Below are 18,643 nucleotides of genomic sequence, written 5' to 3'. Positions count from 1 at the left end.
ATTAAAATGTAAATTTGTTTAAACTAATCAAAATAATTATGGTTCTATCGGGTAAAAAATCTTATGTTCCTCTAGTTTTTATGGGGATTTTGGTGATAATTTCACTTCTTTTTTCAAAAACACCTCAAATTCACTCTGGTTCAGAGTATAATTATGCAGATGTTGCATGGATGTTGACTTCTACGGCGTTGGTTTTGATCATGACGCCGGGTCTTGCATATTTTTACGGTGGAATGGTTAAGAAAAAGAATGTAATTTCCACCATGTTGCAAAGTTTTATCTGTATGGCAGTTGTAGCTGTCCTATGGGTTGTATTTGGCTTTAGCCTAGTGTTTGGAGATTCTGTGGGTGGTGTTATCGGAAACCCAACTACATATTTTATGTTTAATGGAGTCTTGGAACGAGCGCCATGGGATGGTGCACCTACGATTCCATTTGCATTATTTGCTATTTATCAGCTCAAGTTTGCTATAATCACTCCAGCTTTGATAACTGGAGCTTTTGCAGAAAGGATACGGTTTACCTCTTATGTCTTATTTATATGCTTATTTTTTATTTTCATCTATGCACCATTAGCACATGCTACTTGGCATCCAGATGGTGTATTATTTAAAATGGGGGTATTAGATTTTGCCGGAGGAACTGTAGTTCACATGTCTGCGGGTCTTACGGCGCTGGCATCAGCTTTATATCTTAAAAAGGGCAAAGATATGTATGTCCATACGCCAGCGCGTATTACTTATGTCTTGTTGGGAACTGGATTACTTTGGTTTGGTTGGATTGGTTTCAACGCAGGATCTGCATTTTCAGCGTCGGAACTTGCTTCAACAGCCTTAATCACTACTTCAACAGCTTCGGGCGCAGCAGCACTGACCTATATTTTCCTGGATGCCTCAAAAGGGATAAAGCCTTCTGCAATGGGCGTTTGTATTGGCGCTGTCGTTGGACTTGTTGCTATTACACCAGCCGCTGGATTTGTAACCGTTGGACATTCCCTGATCATAGGTGCCGTAGCAGCAGTCATTAGTAGGTTGGTAATTGCTTGGAGAACGCGCTCTAGAATTGACGATACATTGGATGTGTTCCCAAGTCATGGAGTAGGAGGTATGGTCGGTATGCTATTGACCGGCGTATTTGCAACCGGGGCCATCAATTCTGTTGTAGCTGATAATGGCTTATTTTATGGAGAATGGAAATTGTTCTCTGCACATATCATCGGACTGATAGGTTCAACTGTGTTTATTCTAGTGATGGCTTTTGTCTTGTTGAAAATCACAGATATGATTTCTTCATTGCGTGTTTCTGATGCTGATGAAGAAGTCGGCCTCGATATCTCCCAACACGGAGAAAAACTATAAAGACCTTTATTAACTCTTAATAACCTAAATTAGACCTGATCTTACTTGTAAGATCAGGTTTTTTTATAATGAAATCCAAACAAAAATAATTCTGAAGGGTTTAATATAAAAATCAACATGACAAGCATATGAATAAGTTTAAGATATTAATTACTGGAATTTTTGCCATGGGATTAATGACTATGATAAGTTGTAATAATAATAATGATAGCGGGAATACGGAAGCAGATGCTGAGGAACTTCCAGATCCTCAAGAAGGAGGGAATCAGGAACGCTATAATATTAATGCGCCCGATGAAGAGATTATTAAATTAGATTCGTCGGCAGCAGATACAACTTTGCCACCACCTGCCCAATAATCACATTCTTTTATATTTTTGTTAGTCAAAAGCCTGTTCTTTCCAGAATCAGGCTTTTTTAGTGAAAGGTAAAAACCATATATTTACGAAAATATCGTAACCATGCGTAGGGCCTTTTTATTTTTAATACTAACCGCTATTTTCCAGTCCTTGGCAGCTCAACAGCTAATCAAAGGAAAAGTAATAAATGCAGACAATAGAAGTCCCATTGCAGGAGCATCTATTTATATCAATAATTCTTCTCTCGGCACCAGTTCTAATAAGGATGGACAATTTACACTGAATACCTCTAGCAATTTAGTTGAATTGGTAATTACCAATATGGGGTTTGAAAAGAAGGTCTTACAGGTACAGTTACCCTTGGACCAAGAATTAACGGTGGCACTATTTGAAAAGTCCACTGCAATTGAAGAAGTGGTAGTTACCAATTATCTAAAGGATGGATGGAAAGAATGGGGAAGATTTTTTACAGAAAATTTAATTGGAATTGGGGACTTTGCTGACGATTGTAAAATTACCAACCATGAGGTAGTCAAGTTTAGATATGACCAAAAGGCTAAAGTTTTGACAGCTATTTCAACTGAACCTTTAAAAATAAGAAATAATGCTCTGGGCTATGACTTAGTTTATGATATGGGTGTTTTTAAAATGGATTTTGGCACCAATATGTTTTATTTTGAAGGCTATGCTTTTTTTAAAGACATCGGCAAAGGAAAATCAAAGTTTAAGAATAATCGAAATGATGCCTATCAATTATCGATGAATAAATTTGTAACCAGTACGTTCAACAAGTCTTGGGAAAAAGACGGATATATAGTTCGGAAATTGGTAAAGAAAGATAATGAAGTTCGATTAGAGGCAAGAGCAAAATATAAAGATATTCTAGACTCTGTTCAAAAGAAATATAATGGGAATTGGAAACTATTCTATGCTTCGCAAAATGAGGTCAGTGAAGATCAATTGAACACAATCAGAAAACAGATGGGGCAACCTGAACAAATCAGTTATTTAATGGGGATTATGAAACCTGAAGAAATAATTGAAATAGAAGATCCAGAATCGAACCTAAAAAGAATCAACTATCAAGACTTTCTGTATGTTATCTTTCCTGCCGAATTTGAAAAATCAAGGAGTAAATTGTTGAAAAAATCAGCATCTCAGGTTTCTGAATTATTTTTGGTAGACAAAGAAGGCATAATAATCGAAAAACAGGGTGCTTATTTTCCTCCCGCAAATTGGATCTTGAGTGGCTATGCAGTCGGATATTCCAAGTTAGCCTACCTATTACCTTTGGATTATATTCCAGGTGAATAAATTTATATCCATTATTGTATCCCATTAATTTCTATTACTTTTACAGCGAATTAATATAAGAACACACTGATTTAACCAATTAAAAAAGTATGATTATTCTTGGCTGTATCTTAGCAATTATTGTAGGAATAACTTTAGGGTTAATTGGTAGTGGGGGTACTATTTTAACGGTGCCAATTTTAGTTTATATCATGGGAGTGGATGCTGCACTCTCTACAACTTATTCTTTATTTGCTATTGGATTCACTTCTTTTATAGGTGCACTCCGAGGAATTTACAGAAAGGAAGCAGATCTGCCAAAAGTCCTTAGTTTTGGTGTTCCTTCCCTTATTGTTGTCTTTATTACCCGATCATTTATACTTCCTTTAGTTCCAGAGGTAATCCATATAGCGGGCTATGACTTTCATCAAAACGTTCTTTTGATGATTCTTTTCTCCTTTGTCATGATAGCATCTTCATTAAGCATGATTCGTTCTGCAAAAAATGGCATTGAACTTCCTGCTGAAAATACAAAAACTCCGATTGAGGTTATTGTTTTACAAGGTGCTTTGGTAGGTCTTGTAACGGGGTTGGTAGGTGCAGGCGGCGGTTTCCTTATTATTCCGGCATTGGTAAATTTTTATCGCCTGCCCATGCGTCGCGCTGTAGCAACATCGTTGATTATAATTACCATTAATTCCTTCTTTGGAGTAATGGGAGATCTTGAAAAATTTGAATTTTTCGACTGGAATCTATTATTGGGTTACACCGGAGGAACAGTATTGGGGATATTCATTGGATTCTATTTAGCAGATAAAATTCCTAACAAATCTCTAAAAGTTGCTTTTGGATATATGATTTTATTGGTGGGTCTATATATCTTAGTAAAAGAGACATTGTTGTCTTAAACTTTTTTAATTTTCGTTCTTAGGTTGTTAAAATAACGATTTGATTGATAATAAATTATTAATCCTATTAGACCTATCACTACCCAAAGTAAGTCCACTACAAAAAGGTCAATTTTTCCTTCACTAAAACTTTTCCAAATCCAATCTCCAGAATAAACTCCGTTTGCAATAGGAACACAATTTCCAGTAATACTTCCTAGAAATAAAGTCTCTCTATTAGTTCGATTTAAATTTTTGCGGAGAATATAGTAAGTACTTAAGATCAACCAAGTCCAAAAGTAAACTTTGTAAATATATACTTGATCGACCTGTTTTCCCATTTTTACAGCTATGAAAGTTATGGCTGTTGTAGGAAACATGCTTAAACAAATTGCCAAGTATACATTTGCCAACCAGAAATTAAATTTTCTTTTAACAGGCTTAACATTGTTTTTATCCCTTGCGACTAGCCAAATCATAATGCCAGAAGAAATAACTAAGCAACCCATTACCCCCATAATAAAGGATAAAAACTTTAGTGGGTAACCCGCGTAATCTCCAAAATGAAGTCTGTACAACAAACTTTTAACATGGTCCACAAAAGTTGCATCCTGCATAGGTGACTTTTCCTCAATAACCTGGTTATCTTTTACTCTTACATTGTAAATTCCATAGCCTGGGAAATATTGAGCATAAAGTGGCCTAGACTCTAGCACAATTTGCATGTTGGCGTCGCCATAATTATGGACAGTTATCCTTGTTAGTTTAGATTCTGGCCACTTTTTACCAACTTCATTCACGTATTTTTCAACTTTAGGAATAAATTCCAATTCTGAATAAGAGTATTCTAATTTTTTACTATGATTATATGCTAATTCTGTATACATCTTTTCAGAGTCTCCTTTATAAAGTATTTTTTCAAACGGAATGGCCAGGACCGAATTTAATATCAAAAAAACTCCAGTAATAGCATATACCAATTGAAATGGAAAGCCAATAACACCTAGTGCAGTATGCATATCTGTCCATACGGTTTTCCATTTATTGAATGGTCGGAAAATAAAAAAATTGGAGACAATCTTTTCCCAGTGCAACAAAATGCCTGTGATCAGTGCGAACAGAAATAAAAATGAAGTCAATCCAGCAACAACGTATCCAAATGGGCCAATGCCTATATTGATAGGAACTTCATTGAGTTGGGCTAAAAAATGCAATCGATATAAGAATTCTGCTAAATCATAATTTTCTGAATAATTACCTGTCTTTTTATTCACAAAATTATATCCGAAATATTTTGCATCACTGTTCAGCCAATTATTACGATCTTCAATTCCAGCATTTATCTTAGCCAAATTAGATTTATTTTCAAGACTGTCTTTAGAATCTGAATAACTCATGTATGATCTAGCGCCATCGTGATAAAGAGAAAAGGTGATGTCACGGCCCTTTAAATTAATGGTTTTTCCAAGGGAGTCTAAAAGGTAATCGTAATTAATTTCTTCTTTGTTGAAAGTTGAAAAAGATTCACCCTGTTGCCAAGCGGCTAAATCATTTCTGAAAAAGGAAAATGAACCCGCAAAGAAAATCACATATAAAAAAGCACAAATTATTATACCACTTATAGTATGAGTATTGAAATAGATGTTGTAATTTCTGATATTCATTTAATCAGGTTTAAAATAGGTAGGGAATAGAAAATATGAAGGCTAGTAATAGATAGACTAACCAAACTATCCAACCGTTTTTGCCTAAAAAGGCAATTAAAAGTAGGCAGGCCCATAAAAAATATCCAGTAAAACCAGAAATAATAACTACGTCCCTCTTGTCAAATATCAATGCCATGAAATTATGAAATGATATCATTAATATATATCCACCCACAAAGCCAGATGAAATCTTCAAAATCCTTTGTGTTGGTGAGCTTAAATATTTTTTATTTGCTGGCATAGTGAGTTAAGAATTGGTTTTCATAGCATAGTTCGAGAAACATGATCACAATGAAAATTATGATTAAATGTTTCCAGGATAGGATTTTATAAGGTATTAGAAGGATCACTAGACTCAGAGATCCCATTATATACACTATTAGTGCATATGAACCTGCCTCAAGACCTTGATATTTCAAGGTAATAATTCCAGCAATTGATAGAAATATTAATCCCAGTGGTTTCAGGTATTTTAACGGAATTATTCTTAAAAAGGTGTTTTCAACATTATGGGTTTTGATCATTTTTGTTACTACTGCAATAGATCAAATAGCTACCTGTAAATACGAATAGGAATATAAAGCTGATCATGATTTAAAATAAAAATCTCGCACATCAAAAGTGAGTTGATGTGCGAGAAGGATTAAATTATTTTACTTGAATTGCTATTGTTGTACCTCGCCAGATTTTGTCTATCTTTTGGTTATTCCAGTTCTCAGTTTTTTCATCAGTTTTTGATGCTTCAATAATATACTTTCCTGGAATTATTGGTTTGAAACTTACCTTGCCTAGAGCATCACTATGTAATGTTTTTGTCCAACCTTCGGGACCCATAATAATAACTTCTGTTTCCTTTTGGGGAATAGAATTGTCATATACTGCCAAATTGATTTCAGAACCTAATTTTTTGCTATTACTTAGGCTTTTCAAATGAAAGGGAAGTTCTCCAGTCATTCCTTCTTGTTTTCCTACCTTTACAAATGCGATTGAAGAGAACTCAAATCTCATGGTCTCATAAGCCTCTTTTGCTCCATGAATGACCGAAATAGTATAGATTCCATCCTCTGTGGGTACAAATTCTGAAACAAAATGATCAGAATTTGTTTGCTTATCTAGTTTAATTTTATTCCCCTTTGGGCTTGTCAAGAAGATTTCGAAATCTTTGACATCAGAATACCAATTGTCAATAGAATCAATTAATTGTTCTGCATATTCACCGTAAAATACCTTTACAATGTGTTTTTTATTTAATTGTCCTTCTGAAGACGTTTCTATCCAAAGTGCATGTGCTTGACATAGACTTGCAGCAACGAAGCTGATAATGAATGTTAAGATTAATTTATTTTCATGATTTAAAATTTATATGAGAATGAAAGTCTATAATTTCTAGGTGCGCCAGCTTGCCAAGAGTAAACTGCTGTATTGAAATAATCGGTGTAAAAACTACCTCCATCGATGAGGTATTTGTCAAATAGATTTTGGACATTCAGATTGATACTAAATTTGTCTCTGCGATATCCCATACCAGCATCAAACCTGAAATAATCTTCGATATTTCGCTCCTTGAATTCTTGAGAATAATATTCAGTTGCTCTGTCAATATTAGAATAACCACCAAATTGGAAGGCTATACCCTTAGCTTTACCCTGACTTATTTCATAATCCATCCAAAGATTGGCTATATGTTTATCCGCACCATCAAGAATTTGCCCTACAAAAAATTGATCGACCCCTTCATTTACTTTGCTAACTTTTCCATCTGTATAGGCATAATTCGCTATTAGGTTCAGACCTTTTGTGATTTCTCCTCGGAGATCAAATTCGATACCCTTTATTTTTTTCTGGCCAACTTCAACAGACATTTTTGGGTCGGGACCATAGGAAGTTATCTCGTGATTTTTAGTGATTTGATAGAAGGAGAGTGTACTGTTCCATTTTCCACCAAACCAATCACGCTTCAAACCTAACTCGTAATTGTTTCCTGTAATAGGTTTTACCTTTGAACCGTCAAACAAAATCCCTTGTTGTGGGAGGAATGTTTGATCTAATAACCCATAAACACTCGTATTTTTGACGATTGAATAGGAAACACCAACTCTAGGGGTAATTTTGTCATTTTTAATAGGTGTGCCGCCCCATGTTCCTACAGCCATTGAAGTATAGCGTGCAGCTAGGGTCAGTCGCAATTTGTTGTCGAAAAATCCTAGCTGATCCTGAACATAAACGGAACTATATTTGGTATTCATGCTTCCACCACCTCTTGCTGCTCTTTCTTCTAAGGATAAACTTCGATCAAAAGATTGAGGGCCGAAATCAAACCCATAAACTGGGTTCTTAGGGTCAAATTCGCCACCGTTTAAGCTGTCTAATACGATACTTTGGTTCCAATCGGCAATATAATCCTTACTTCCTAAGTCGATTCCTGCTAAAACTGAATGACGAACAGATCCAGTCTCAAAGTCTCCATTTAGAAATGCTTGAGCTAAAACCATCGTGCTCTTAGCATCCCAGATATCTGATTTACGAATTACTTTCCCATCAGGGAAAATATCTTTTGGCCAACTGCTAGCACCGGTCTGATTGTAGTTGAAATAAGATCCTTGTGCTGTGAATTTCCAAGAAGAACTTAGTTGGTGTTCGATAGTTAAAAAAGTCGAATGCTCGTCCACATTAAAAGGTTGTGTTCCTTTTTGGATAAAAGTGGTCTCTCTGGGAAGGCTCTTAAAACCATTAGGTGACATAACATAGCCCGATCCTACATCAGTCATCTTGGCTTTCTGATAGGTGTACTCAAAAGTAGCTATTGTCTTGTTGTTGAGCTTATAGGATAAAACAGGAGCTATTACCAATCTTTTATTGTCCTCATTCGGTCTAAAAGATGCTTTAGAAGATCCTGCAATATTTAATCGGTATAGTAATTTCCCATCTTTGGATAGATTCCCATCTAGGTCCAATGTGCTTCGATAATTTTCGAAACTCCCTAAGCTCATCGTTACTTCAGCATGTTGGATACCGGTTGGCTTTTTTGTTACCATATTGTATATCCCCGCTGGATCACCACTAGACATCATAAAACCAGCCGGTCCCTTCACAAATTCAATCCTTTCTACAGTAGCCATATCTTCAGATAGTGGGCTCCAAAATGATGAAACAATGTTCATTCCGTTCCTGAATGCTTGAATTTGGGAACCACGCATATGAATATTGACATACATATCATTCCAGTGCGTTTGCCTACTAACTCCGCTAATATTCCTGAAAACCCCATCGGAAAGATTGAATGCTTGTTGCTTCGCAATAACCTCTGAATTGATGGTCTGCACATTTTGGGACAATTCTAAAAGCGGAACCTGAACTCGAAGCGAATTTGATAATTGATGTTCCACTATTGGTTTCTTTGCACTCACTAGGACTTCTTGAATAGTTTTTTTGTCATCTTCAAGAATAAAATCCAAAATCCTGGTTTCACCTGCTTTCAAATGGATAGTAGACACCTGACTAGCAAAGCTGATATGCTTTACCGTAACCTCGTAAGATTTTGCATCTAGATTGTGAAACTCATAGCGACCCAAAGAATCAACTTCTTTCTCTTTGCTTCCATTGAGCTTGACAACGACATTTTTTGCAGGTCTATTGTTCTGGGTATGAATCGTTCCTTTAATTATGCCGGTTTGAGCAAATGTTGTTGTTGTTAAGACGCTCAATAAGAAGGTCAATATTAAATTATAGGAAATTTGGAGATGAATCTCTAGATGTTTATTAATTAAGTTTTTGTACTTCATAAAGTTTGTTAATGTTTAATATTCATTAACTGTTTATGAAAGAAAAAATCAAGATAATAGGGGGCATAGGTACCCAAAATTTCATATCTTGCAGGTCCTTTCATACATACAGTGTTAAAGGTGATCAAGAACTAAAGCTTGATCAACTAATACCAGTTACAGCTGATATTAGATTTTGCGTCATGCTTTGATTGCCGTCTTAGCATGACGTATTTTTTTTTAATCCAAACAGTTATCATTCATTCAAAGACAATTTATTTACCGGCGAATAAATTCCTCAGAAGTTGCTTTATTTATTTAGACTCATTAAAAACAAGTACAAATATAGAATGAAAATAATCGTTTGCAACAAATTTTATACAATTATTTTTATGGCTCTTAATTAATGTAAAAACTCTATTCTTAATTATATGCCGTATATTGTATCTCATATTCTAGGAATCACAATTCCTTTTCCTTAGCTCAACTAAACTTATAGAAATGAAATTCAATAAACCAAAATGGGTTATTTTACTTGCCTTTACTGTTTCCTTAACTTTTAATCAGGAGGTATATTCACAATCCAAAGCTGCATTATCTGAAACTTTTGTTGAACTTCCTGACCCTACCGATGATGTGAAATCTGATTGGTCCAAAGTGCCTTCTGGACTACAAACTTCATTTGTAACGATAGATAGAAGATTTGCAAAATCTCTTTCTCCAGATATTGACAAACAAAACAGGGTAAAGATTGAAGGTTGGAAAGGTGAAAAACTTTCTGCGCAGATATTGTTGTGGTCCGGTTCTGATATTTCAGATGTCCAAGTCAAAGTTTCTGATCTAGTTTCAAAAAATAAGGCCAAGATTGCTAGTTCTGCAACAGATGCTCGCTTTGTAAGATATGTTATGACTGATGAATTTGGACCAGGCTGTGGACATCGTAAACCTGAAGATTTTGCTGCTTCATTGTCGCCAGATATGTTAGATAATCTAAAATCATTTGACATACCATCCAAGACTTCGAGACCTGTTTGGTTAAGTGTAAAGATTCCATCAGATGCCCAAGCAGGCTTGTATACGGGAACTGTAACTGTCACTGCAAAGGGTCAGCAACCTCAGCAATTAGCGTTGGATCTTGAAGTAATCGATCAAACATTACCACCTTCTTCCGAATGGTCATACCATTTGGATCAATGGCAGCATCCATCGGCAGTCGCAAGGGTAGAAGGGGTGGAGATGTGGAGCGATGCACATTTTGTAGCACTAAAACCGGTCATGCAAATGCTAGCCGATGCTGGACAGAAAGTAATAACTACCACTTTAAACAAAGATCCTTGGAACGTTCAAACATATGATCCGTATGCAGACATGATCACGTGGACTAAGAATAGTGATGGCTCATGGACGTATGATTATGCTGTCTTTGATCGCTGGGTGCAGTTTATGATGGACCTTGGGGTAAATGATATGATCAACTGTTATTCAATTATTCCTTGGAACAATGAAATCCATTATACAGATGCTTCCAAAAACGAGCTAATTAATGTTGTAACAAAACCTGGAACTGCAATTTTTGAAGAACTATGGACTCCTTTTCTAAAGGATTTTGTTAAACACCTGAAATCAAAAGGTTGGTTGGAGAAAACAAATATAGCCATGGATGAAAGAGAAAGAGAACAAATGGATGCTGCCTTTGCTTTGTTGAACAAAGTTGCTCCTGAAATCGGAATATCCTATGCTGACAACCAGAAAACTTACCAAAGATTCCCAGATTCTGAAGATATCAGCATTTCTGTTGGACATCCATTCTCTAAAGATGATATTATCGACCGTAAAAATAGGGGATTAAACAGTACCTTCTATATTTGTTGTTCAGATGGATTCCCTAATCAATTTACGTTTTCCGAACCTGCCGAGTCCACTTATTTGGGTTGGTATGCTTTGGCAACTGGATTTGATGGGATGTTACGTTGGGCATATAACTCATGGGTGGAAAATCCATTGCAAGACTCAAGATTCAGGACTTGGCCTGCTGGGGATACTTATATCGTTTATCCTAAAGGAAGATCTTCTATACGCTATGAAAGAATGTTGGAAGGGATTCAGGATTTTGAAAAAGCACAAATTGTACTGAAGGCTCTAAAAGATAAAAATGACCAAAAGAGTTTGGATGCATTTCAATCTGCAATCCATAAAATGGAGGCAAATCAAAGATTCGATGGGTGGAACGAAGAATTGAATAATGCCAAAACCCTCATGAATGAAATTTCTAAAAGTCTATAAATAAAATAATTAGAGGGCAGTATATTTTTTAATACTGCCCATTTAATAAACCTCGCATTCCGATAATTTTAATAGGATTCGCTAATTGTAAAATCCTACCCATGAAAAAATTATCTATTTGCCAGTAATCCAATTCCCAAAGAAATCATACAGGTAGTAACTAAAAATATTGCCACAATAATTAATGATGCCCATTTATTTGTGTTGGTTCTCCCAGGGCCCATTGCACCAAAGAAAAATCCTGCTGAAATAATAACTGCCGAAGCAATAAACCCAATCCTTAAAAACCAGGACATTGATTCAGCATATCCAGCATGATCAATCAAAAGCTGGCAAATCAAAGCTATAATCGTAAAAACTCCAGCATGTGAATGACCAGACTTAAACATGCGTTGTTGAAATGGGGTAAGTTGTAAGTGCTTATATTTTCCCTGCATATACCGCAATAAGAAATGTCCGCCAAACTCAATCGTTGGAAAAATAAATATAATTATTGCACTCATTAATTTTGCATCTGAACTCATATCTTCTTTTTTTATTAAAGTTACAGCATGATTTCTCCCGAAAAATGAACCTGGGTTAATAAATTCAACTAGATTATTACAAGAAAATAAGGTGTTTTACTAATTCTTTTAAATATATTTGATAACAAGATTAACGTTTTAGTTGTCTGTAAATGCATTATTCTTATGCTGAGGCAATAATCTTTTTGAGTAAATCTAATATTAATATGAGAAAACAATTTATACCTCTTTTTGCTGCCTTGGCCTTGGCATTCTCATCGAATAATTTGAGTGCACAAAGTTGGGAACACACCGATGAAGACCGAAAAGTCGCCGTTGAGGTTGATACTTTAGAAAAGAAAGGATTTACCTTGATTTGGATTAACAAGGACAAAACCTTTAGTCCAGAAACTAAACAACAACTTATTGATGCTTATTTTACAAATTATCCTAAGCTAGCAAAGAAATTCAACAAAAAAACGCGTAAGGAGGTCACCTTTGTAATTGATCCTGAATACGATGGGGTTGCAGCAACGGCCGGTGGAATAGTTCGGTATAGTCCTGCTTGGCTGCTCAAAAACCCTTATGATATCGATGTGGTTACACATGAGGTCATGCATATTGTACAGGCATATCCAAATGGTTCAGGTCCTTGGTGGGTGACTGAAGGAATCGCTGATTATGTCAGATTTAAATTTGGTGTAGCAAATGAAAAAGGAAACTGGAGATTACCTGAGTTTAATGAAAAACAAAAATATACCGATTCTTACCGTGTTACAGCAAGATTTTTCCATTGGATAGAAACCAACAAAAAGAAGAATTTCATCAAAAAATTGGATAAAGCGATGCGTGATAGAACTTATAATGAAGAGTTTTGGGCAAAACAAACTGGAAAAACTATTGATGAACTTTGGTCAGAATATGCCTCAAAACCTGTAATTTAATAACATGAAAAAAAGATATCTTAATCTAACCAAGTTCCTGATTCTAACCTTATTGCCTTTTTCGGGTTATGCTCAGGAAACCAATCTAACGCAATATGTAAAGCCATTGATTGGAACGGCCAAAATGGGGCATACTTTCCCTGGAGCCACAGTTCCATTTGGTGCAGTTCAATTAAGTCCAGAGACAGATACCATACCTTATGCAGTAAATGGACAGTATACTGGAGATGTTTATAAGTATTGCGCCGGGTATCAATATGATGATCCTACGATAGTTGGATTTAGCCACACTCATTTTTCTGGCACAGGACATTCTGACCTTGGTGATATTTTGGTAATGCCTACTCAAGGGAAGGTTCAATTAAACCCCGGAACAGCAGACCGTCCGCAAGATGGATATAGATCACCATATAGTCATGATAATGAGACTGCAGAGGCCAATTACTATAAAGTTAAACTTGATAAACATAATATCCTTGCAGAACTCACAACAAGTGCAAGAGTTGGGATGCATCGATATACATTTCCTGCATCTGACCAATCGCACCTTATTTTGGATTTGACTTCAGGTATCTACAATTATGATGGCAAGAACGTTTGGACATTCGTCCGAGTATTAAATGATTCAACAATTACGGGTTATAGGCAAACTAATGGATGGGCAAGGACTAGAACAGTTTATTTTGCTATTAAGACCTCTAAACCTTTCAAGAATTATGGTGCCAAATACCTTGATAAAAATGTTCAATACAAGGGTTTCTGGAGGAAATTCAACCAAGAAGACAATTTTCCTGATTTAGCAGCTCATAATATCAAAATGCACCTTGATTTTGATACTAAAGAAGGAGAACAAATAATGATGAAAGTAGCTCTGAGTCCAGTGAGTCAAAAAAATGCATTGGAAAATCTCCAGGCAGAAACCCCAAATTGGAATTTTGAAGAGGTAGTTTCCAAAGGTAAGGCTGATTGGAATAAGGAATTGCAGAAATTTAAGGTCGAGATGTTGAATAAAGAGGATTTAGTGAACTTTTATACATCTGTTTACCATGCTAACCTAATGCCAACGGTTTACATGGATGTCAATGGAGAATACAAAGGTCTAGACCAAGAAGTACATAAAGCTGAGGGGTTCACGAACTATACTTCATTTTCATTATGGGATACCTTTAGAGCGTTTCACCCTTGGTTGAATCTCGTAGATCCAAAACGAAACGCTGATATGGTCGCATCTATGATGGCACATCAGCAACAATCTGCTTTAAATATGTTGCCTATTTGGTCTCATTATGCCAATGAAAACTGGTGTATGAGTGGGTATCATTCAGTTTCTGTAGTCGTGGATGCTATTATGAAGGGAGTTTATAAAGGGGATGCCGAAGCAGCACTAAATGCCTGTGTGCAAACAGCAACAGTAAGACGATATGAAGGTATTGGTGACTACATGGATTTAGGTTATGTACCTGATGATAGAAATGGGACATCAGTATCTAATACATTAGAGTACGCCTACGATGACTGGTGTATTGCTCAATTAGCTGAGAAATTGGGGAAAACAGAAATCGCTACAGAGTTCAATAAACGTGCTCAAAATTGGAAAAATTTGTATGATGAACGAATAGGTTTCATGCGTCCGAAAGATAGTAAAGGCGTATTCAGGGAGAAATTCGATGTGTTGGATACACATGGACAAGGATTTATAGAAGGCAATACATGGAACTACTCATTATATGTACCCCACCAGCCAATGGAATTGATGGAAACTATGGGGGGACAAAAACGCTTTGAAAATTACTTGGATTCTTTGTTTACGATGCATTTGCCTGACAAATACTTTGAAAAAACTGAAGATATAACCCGTGAAGGTATTATTGGTAACTATGTGCATGGTAATGAACCTTCCCATCATGTTGCCTACCTTTACAATATGACTAATAGTCCTTGGAAAGCTCAAGAAAGAGTCCGTCAGATCATTCGAAACCAATATCATAATGGACCAGCAGGACTAGGGGGGAACGATGATTGTGGACAGATGTCAGCATGGTATCTGTTTAGTTCGCTAGGATTTTATCCCGTTGCACCTGGTGAAACTATGTACTGGCTAGGAAGTCCATTGGTAAAATCAGCTGAAATTCAATTAGAAAATGGTAAAACCCTAAAGGTTATAGCCAAAAATCAATCTGAAAAAAATGTTTATGTTAGTAAAGTGCTGTGGAATGGTAAAGAGCTTTTAGGATATAAGATTTCTCATGATGATATTTCTAAAGGAGGAGAATTACAGTTTGTGATGTCAAGCAAGAAAAGGAAAGGATAATTTTAAAATTATATTAGATCTATTAAAAAAACAGGTTGGTGTATTCACCAACCTGTTTTTTTAATTAGATAAATTACTCCGGTAGATTTCCAGTCCCAATTTTATCCATCAGATCTCCCACCTGATCAATTGTATAACCTTTGCCTTCCATACTCATTAAATATCTCTTTTTATGGATCCATTCAATTTTAGAAGTGATTTCATCATCATATTTTTCTTCAGTCAACTTTGCACGCTGACCTTTGAAATCTGTTGTTCTTTCTTTGGTGTTTTCCGTAATTTCTTCAGAATCTGTATTGTAACCGTAAAATGCAAGACCTGTCAATGCGCTTGCTGCTTCGCCTGCACCATCCATTATGGAAATATCTAGGGTTTTAGAACCATCTTCATTTTCATAGGTAGCATTTGCTGAAGAAATTCCCAAAGAAGAATTCTCGCCTACACGAATTGACATTCTTTTTAAGCCATCTAATGTCTCTGGTAAGACATTCTTTAAGTCATCATTGCTTACTGGAGTTTTGGCCTTAAGGGCGTTGGTTTGTGCCTCCACGTCCTTCATGGCTTTTTCTAGACCCGAAAGCCCTTTTACAGCCTCTCCAACATTGCTAATGTTTTCAACAACACCAGGCTCTTCTGCTTCAGATTCATCAGTATTTTTCGTAGAACTTCCACAGGCAAAAAATAATGAACATCCGATAAGTAATGTAGGGATTAATAGTTGTTTTTTCATATTAGGATATTTGTTGTATTAACAAATCTAACTTTTTTGAAACAACCCTGCTATTTATTGTTAAAATTACCTGTAAATGGGTATTGATTTTGGTTAAGAATTGATATTTTGAGCATATTTACTCAAAGCATCAGCTAATTCCTTCTCCGTGTATTCTATTTCTGATAGTGAAATGCGTATTACTCCTTTCATGCTTTTAAGGTAAGTGTCTCTGACGAAGAAATTAGACATTCTATCAGCGAATTTTTGTGGATTATGAACTTCAATATCCAATTGATTTCCCAAAAAGTGAACATTTGTAATGTCAGTCCATTCAATTAACCCTCCTGCTTTCGAAATAGGAGTTGTGTCACCTTTAATTCCTTCTGGGCCAATACTTAATGCTGTAACCCCACTCTTGTTTCCAGTAAACTTCATGTAGATAAAAGAACCAATACCAAGCAAAGCAAGAAAAATACTTGCTACTTTGCCCATCAGGAATTCCCTGTCCGCTAAAAACCAGATATAATAGGTTGCTGCAATTCCTGCAATTCCAATTAGTAAAAATTTCATGGCCATCGAGCCTCTTTTCTTCTCACTGTACTTGAAGTTTATTGTATTCATATTTAATTAATTTTTGATACATTCAAATTTAGCCATGACCGCACTTATTTGCTAAACATAGTTTAGTCGATTTATATAATTAATACATTAAACAAAGAATTTTGCCTTAATCCTTATCGATGGAATATTTTCCAGATCCAGTGAAAAATAAAGTAGCTGAAATAAATAACATTGCTAATGCTGGTGTGGTAGCCTCAATACTGTCACCATTTGGTAAGTGAACCATAAATATGGCAATCAAGAAATTGATAAACATAATCATTGCTGCCCATTTGGTTTGCCATCCTACTAACAGGAAAAAGCCACAGAATAATTGAACAGCAACAGATAATATTGCAGAAACAATGGGATAAGGGAATTTGTGAGCTCCGAGGAAACCCGCGAATTCTTGCATATTTTCCCAATTGATTACATTGTCAATTACCCCATAAATTGCTCTTCCTCCAATGAAAATTCTTAAAATTAAAAGTCCTAGCGCAATATTTCCCATCATAATTTGGTTTTATATCTAGGTATTTAACGCAAAAAAAGATAGTAAATTATCGAACAATTTGGGATTTTTAACCAGCTAAGATCTTGCTTTTTTCTTCATTGAATTCCTCTTGTGTAAGAATGCCTGCATCTAAAAGCTCTTTCAGGTCCATCAACGCTTTTTTCTTGTCGATAGGGGCGACCATAGTTTCCGATTTCTGGATATTTAAAGCCGTAGGAGCATCGTTCTTGGCCTTTGGCGAACAGAACTCTATCAAAAGGGCGGTTATTTCGTTTAGCCCCTTTATATTCGAATAATCAATAGCCTTTTGCTCCTTCACATTCACTAGTTGCGGATCTGCATTGTTTTCAAGAAGGTATTTTATCACATCTTTCTTGCCATTTGCTGCAGCATAATGTAATGCCGAATTGCCTGATTCATCCTGGATATTGATATTGGCACCACGCTCGATTAGTAATTTCACCATGCTCAAATGACCGTTTTTAACAGCATGATGTAAAAGGCTTTCACCGCCTTGGGAATCCTGCACCCTAAAGTTGAATTGAGCATCAATAGATAGGTTATTGCTTGTTTCCACAAAATCCAAATAACCATATATCGCTTGGTCATTGCCTGTAATAGGTCTACTATGGTTCACATCTAAGCCATTATCAAGCAATAAGGTCACAATTTCTTTCTGATTATGTGCACAGGCATACCAAATAGGTGAGACACCAATAGAATTAGTTATACTTACGTCGGCACCATTGTCAAGTAATTTCTTCACCATTGCTTTGTTACCTTCGTAACATGCAACCAATAAAGCAGATTCACCAGATTCATTTACATGGTTTACATTAGCTCCGCTATCAATTAATAAATCAACCATTGGTAATTGTCGGTTTCTAACAGCGAGCAGCAGAGGTGAAATCTGCACTTTATTGGTACTGTCCGGATTCGCTCCTGACTCAATTAAGGCTTTTGCAGCTTCCAACCTCCTGTTCAATACAGCCAGAAATAGTGGCTGTTCAGCATTGTTATTGTCAGAATTTACATCCAAACCTTTTTCTATCAATACTTCAAGAACGTCAGACTGACCTGTAGATGCTGTTAAATGCAATAAGCTGTTGCCTTTGAGGTCGTTAATATTTACTTTGGCGCCTTCTTCAATTAGGTATAATGCTGTTTGTTTTTGTTTTTGTAGGCAGGCGAAAAATAGAGGAGTTTCACCCTGATGATCTTCATAATCTAAATCAGCACCTTCTGCAATCAGAATTTTTACCAAATCTAAATAACCTCGATGGGCAGCATAATGAAGGGCAGTTCGACCTTTTTCATCTGTATAGGTTACATCAACTTCTTTATTGGTCAACAATAATTCAGCAATTTTTCTCTTTCCGCCTTCGCAGGCTATGATAAATGAAATGGACATA

At 35.9% G+C, this 18,643-nt stretch carries 15 protein-coding genes; 7 read left to right on the top strand and 8 right to left on the bottom strand.

Going from position 1 to position 18,643, the window contains the following annotated elements; translation table 11 throughout:
- Positions 1–38 precede the first annotated feature (38 nt).
- From FGL31_RS15755 to FGL31_RS15740, 4 genes are all read left to right on the top strand, one after another.
- The gene (locus FGL31_RS15755; RefSeq protein WP_138092823.1) at positions 39–1,358 is read left to right on the top strand and encodes an ammonium transporter; all 1,320 of its coding nucleotides are present in this window, start codon (positions 39–41) and stop codon (positions 1,356–1,358) included.
- A gap of 128 nt (positions 1,359–1,486) precedes the next feature.
- Positions 1,487–1,717: a hypothetical protein gene (locus tag FGL31_RS15750; protein ID WP_138092821.1), complete on the top strand. Its 231-nt coding sequence runs from the start codon at positions 1,487–1,489 to the stop codon at positions 1,715–1,717.
- A gap of 102 nt (positions 1,718–1,819) precedes the next feature.
- A complete protein-coding gene (locus FGL31_RS15745) occupies positions 1,820–3,031 on the top strand; it encodes a carboxypeptidase-like regulatory domain-containing protein (protein WP_138092819.1) in 1,212 nt (403 codons plus the stop codon).
- Positions 3,032–3,120: 89 nt separating this feature from the next.
- On the top strand, positions 3,121–3,918 hold the full coding sequence (locus FGL31_RS15740; RefSeq protein WP_138092817.1) for a sulfite exporter TauE/SafE family protein: 798 nt from the start codon (positions 3,121–3,123) through the stop codon (positions 3,916–3,918).
- Here the strand turns inward: FGL31_RS15740 and FGL31_RS15735 are convergent.
- From FGL31_RS15735 to FGL31_RS15720, 3 genes are all read right to left on the bottom strand, one after another.
- Positions 3,915–5,561, bottom strand: a complete 1,647-nt coding sequence (locus tag FGL31_RS15735; RefSeq protein ID WP_138092815.1) for a PepSY-associated TM helix domain-containing protein — start codon at positions 5,559–5,561, stop codon at positions 3,915–3,917. The genes FGL31_RS15740 and FGL31_RS15735 overlap by 4 nt on opposite strands.
- A gap of 690 nt (positions 5,562–6,251) precedes the next feature.
- On the bottom strand, positions 6,252–6,749 hold the full coding sequence (locus FGL31_RS15725) for a hypothetical protein (RefSeq protein WP_138092811.1): 498 nt from the start codon (positions 6,747–6,749) through the stop codon (positions 6,252–6,254).
- A gap of 206 nt (positions 6,750–6,955) precedes the next feature.
- Positions 6,956–9,385, bottom strand: a complete 2,430-nt coding sequence (locus FGL31_RS15720; protein WP_138092809.1) for a TonB-dependent receptor — start codon at positions 9,383–9,385, stop codon at positions 6,956–6,958.
- Positions 9,386–9,865: 480 nt separating this feature from the next.
- Here FGL31_RS15720 and FGL31_RS15715 point away from each other — a divergent pair, with 480 nt between their 5' ends.
- Positions 9,866–11,647 (top strand): DUF4091 domain-containing protein, encoded by a 1,782-nt coding sequence (locus FGL31_RS15715; RefSeq protein ID WP_138092807.1) that lies wholly within the window; start codon positions 9,866–9,868, stop codon positions 11,645–11,647.
- A gap of 110 nt (positions 11,648–11,757) precedes the next feature.
- Here FGL31_RS15715 and FGL31_RS15710 read toward each other — a convergent pair whose 3' ends face one another.
- Positions 11,758–12,171, bottom strand: a complete 414-nt coding sequence (locus FGL31_RS15710) for a hypothetical protein (protein WP_138092805.1) — start codon at positions 12,169–12,171, stop codon at positions 11,758–11,760.
- A 206-nt stretch (positions 12,172–12,377) separates the two neighbouring features.
- Between FGL31_RS15710 and FGL31_RS15705 the strand changes: the two genes are divergently transcribed.
- Both FGL31_RS15705 and FGL31_RS15700 read left to right on the top strand, forming a co-directional pair.
- Entirely contained in the window at positions 12,378–13,094 is a 717-nt protein-coding gene (locus tag FGL31_RS15705) for a basic secretory protein-like protein (protein ID WP_138092803.1), read from the top strand.
- A 4-nt stretch (positions 13,095–13,098) separates the two neighbouring features.
- Positions 13,099–15,405 carry a GH92 family glycosyl hydrolase gene (locus FGL31_RS15700; RefSeq protein ID WP_138092801.1) on the top strand — a complete coding sequence of 769 codons (2,307 nt, stop codon included), beginning with the start codon at positions 13,099–13,101 and terminating at the stop codon, positions 15,403–15,405.
- Positions 15,406–15,478: 73 nt separating this feature from the next.
- Here the strand turns inward: FGL31_RS15700 and FGL31_RS15695 are convergent, their stop codons facing one another.
- From FGL31_RS15695 to FGL31_RS15680, 4 genes are all read right to left on the bottom strand, one after another.
- Positions 15,479–16,135: a hypothetical protein gene (locus FGL31_RS15695; protein WP_138092800.1), complete on the bottom strand. Its 657-nt coding sequence runs from the start codon at positions 16,133–16,135 to the stop codon at positions 15,479–15,481.
- A gap of 93 nt (positions 16,136–16,228) precedes the next feature.
- The gene (locus FGL31_RS15690) at positions 16,229–16,738 is read right to left on the bottom strand and encodes an STM3941 family protein (protein WP_138092798.1); all 510 of its coding nucleotides are present in this window, start codon (positions 16,736–16,738) and stop codon (positions 16,229–16,231) included.
- 106 nt (positions 16,739–16,844) lie between these two features.
- Positions 16,845–17,231: a DoxX family protein gene (locus FGL31_RS15685; protein ID WP_138092796.1), complete on the bottom strand. Its 387-nt coding sequence runs from the start codon at positions 17,229–17,231 to the stop codon at positions 16,845–16,847.
- 67 nt (positions 17,232–17,298) lie between these two features.
- Positions 17,299–18,642 (bottom strand): ankyrin repeat domain-containing protein, encoded by a 1,344-nt coding sequence (locus tag FGL31_RS15680; RefSeq protein WP_138092794.1) that lies wholly within the window; start codon positions 18,640–18,642, stop codon positions 17,299–17,301.
- Position 18,643: the final 1 nt, after the last annotated feature.

Origin of the sequence: Sphingobacterium daejeonense (assembly GCF_901472535.1) — a bacterium.
GTDB classification, from domain to species: Bacteria; Bacteroidota; Bacteroidia; order Sphingobacteriales; family Sphingobacteriaceae; genus Sphingobacterium; species Sphingobacterium daejeonense.
The sequence above is the reverse complement of the archived record's forward strand: the minus strand, read 5'-3'. Positions and strand labels throughout refer to the sequence as shown.

Excerpts from the sequence above, each read along its gene's own strand:
- FGL31_RS15755 (WP_138092823.1), top strand. The coding sequence starts at position 39 with ATGGTTCTATCGGGTAAAAAATCTTATGTTCCTCTAGTTTTTATGGGG.
- FGL31_RS15715 (WP_138092807.1), top strand. The coding sequence starts at position 9,866 with ATGAAATTCAATAAACCAAAATGGGTTATTTTACTTGCCTTTACTGTT.
- FGL31_RS15680 (WP_138092794.1), bottom strand. The coding sequence starts at position 18,642 with ATGTCCATTTCATTTATCATAGCCTGCGAAGGCGGAAAGAGAAAAATT.
- FGL31_RS15700 (WP_138092801.1), top strand. The coding sequence starts at position 13,099 with ATGAAAAAAAGATATCTTAATCTAACCAAGTTCCTGATTCTAACCTTA.
- FGL31_RS15745 (WP_138092819.1), top strand. The coding sequence starts at position 1,820 with ATGCGTAGGGCCTTTTTATTTTTAATACTAACCGCTATTTTCCAGTCC.
- FGL31_RS15750 (WP_138092821.1), top strand. The coding sequence starts at position 1,487 with ATGAATAAGTTTAAGATATTAATTACTGGAATTTTTGCCATGGGATTA.
- FGL31_RS15735 (WP_138092815.1), bottom strand. The coding sequence starts at position 5,561 with ATGAATATCAGAAATTACAACATCTATTTCAATACTCATACTATAAGT.
- FGL31_RS15705 (WP_138092803.1), top strand. The coding sequence starts at position 12,378 with ATGAGAAAACAATTTATACCTCTTTTTGCTGCCTTGGCCTTGGCATTC.
- FGL31_RS15720 (WP_138092809.1), bottom strand. The coding sequence starts at position 9,385 with ATGAAGTACAAAAACTTAATTAATAAACATCTAGAGATTCATCTCCAA.
- FGL31_RS15685 (WP_138092796.1), bottom strand. The coding sequence starts at position 17,231 with ATGATGGGAAATATTGCGCTAGGACTTTTAATTTTAAGAATTTTCATT.
- FGL31_RS15695 (WP_138092800.1), bottom strand. The coding sequence starts at position 16,135 with ATGAAAAAACAACTATTAATCCCTACATTACTTATCGGATGTTCATTA.
- FGL31_RS15690 (WP_138092798.1), bottom strand. The coding sequence starts at position 16,738 with ATGAATACAATAAACTTCAAGTACAGTGAGAAGAAAAGAGGCTCGATG.
- FGL31_RS15740 (WP_138092817.1), top strand. The coding sequence starts at position 3,121 with ATGATTATTCTTGGCTGTATCTTAGCAATTATTGTAGGAATAACTTTA.
- FGL31_RS15710 (WP_138092805.1), bottom strand. The coding sequence starts at position 12,171 with ATGAGTTCAGATGCAAAATTAATGAGTGCAATAATTATATTTATTTTT.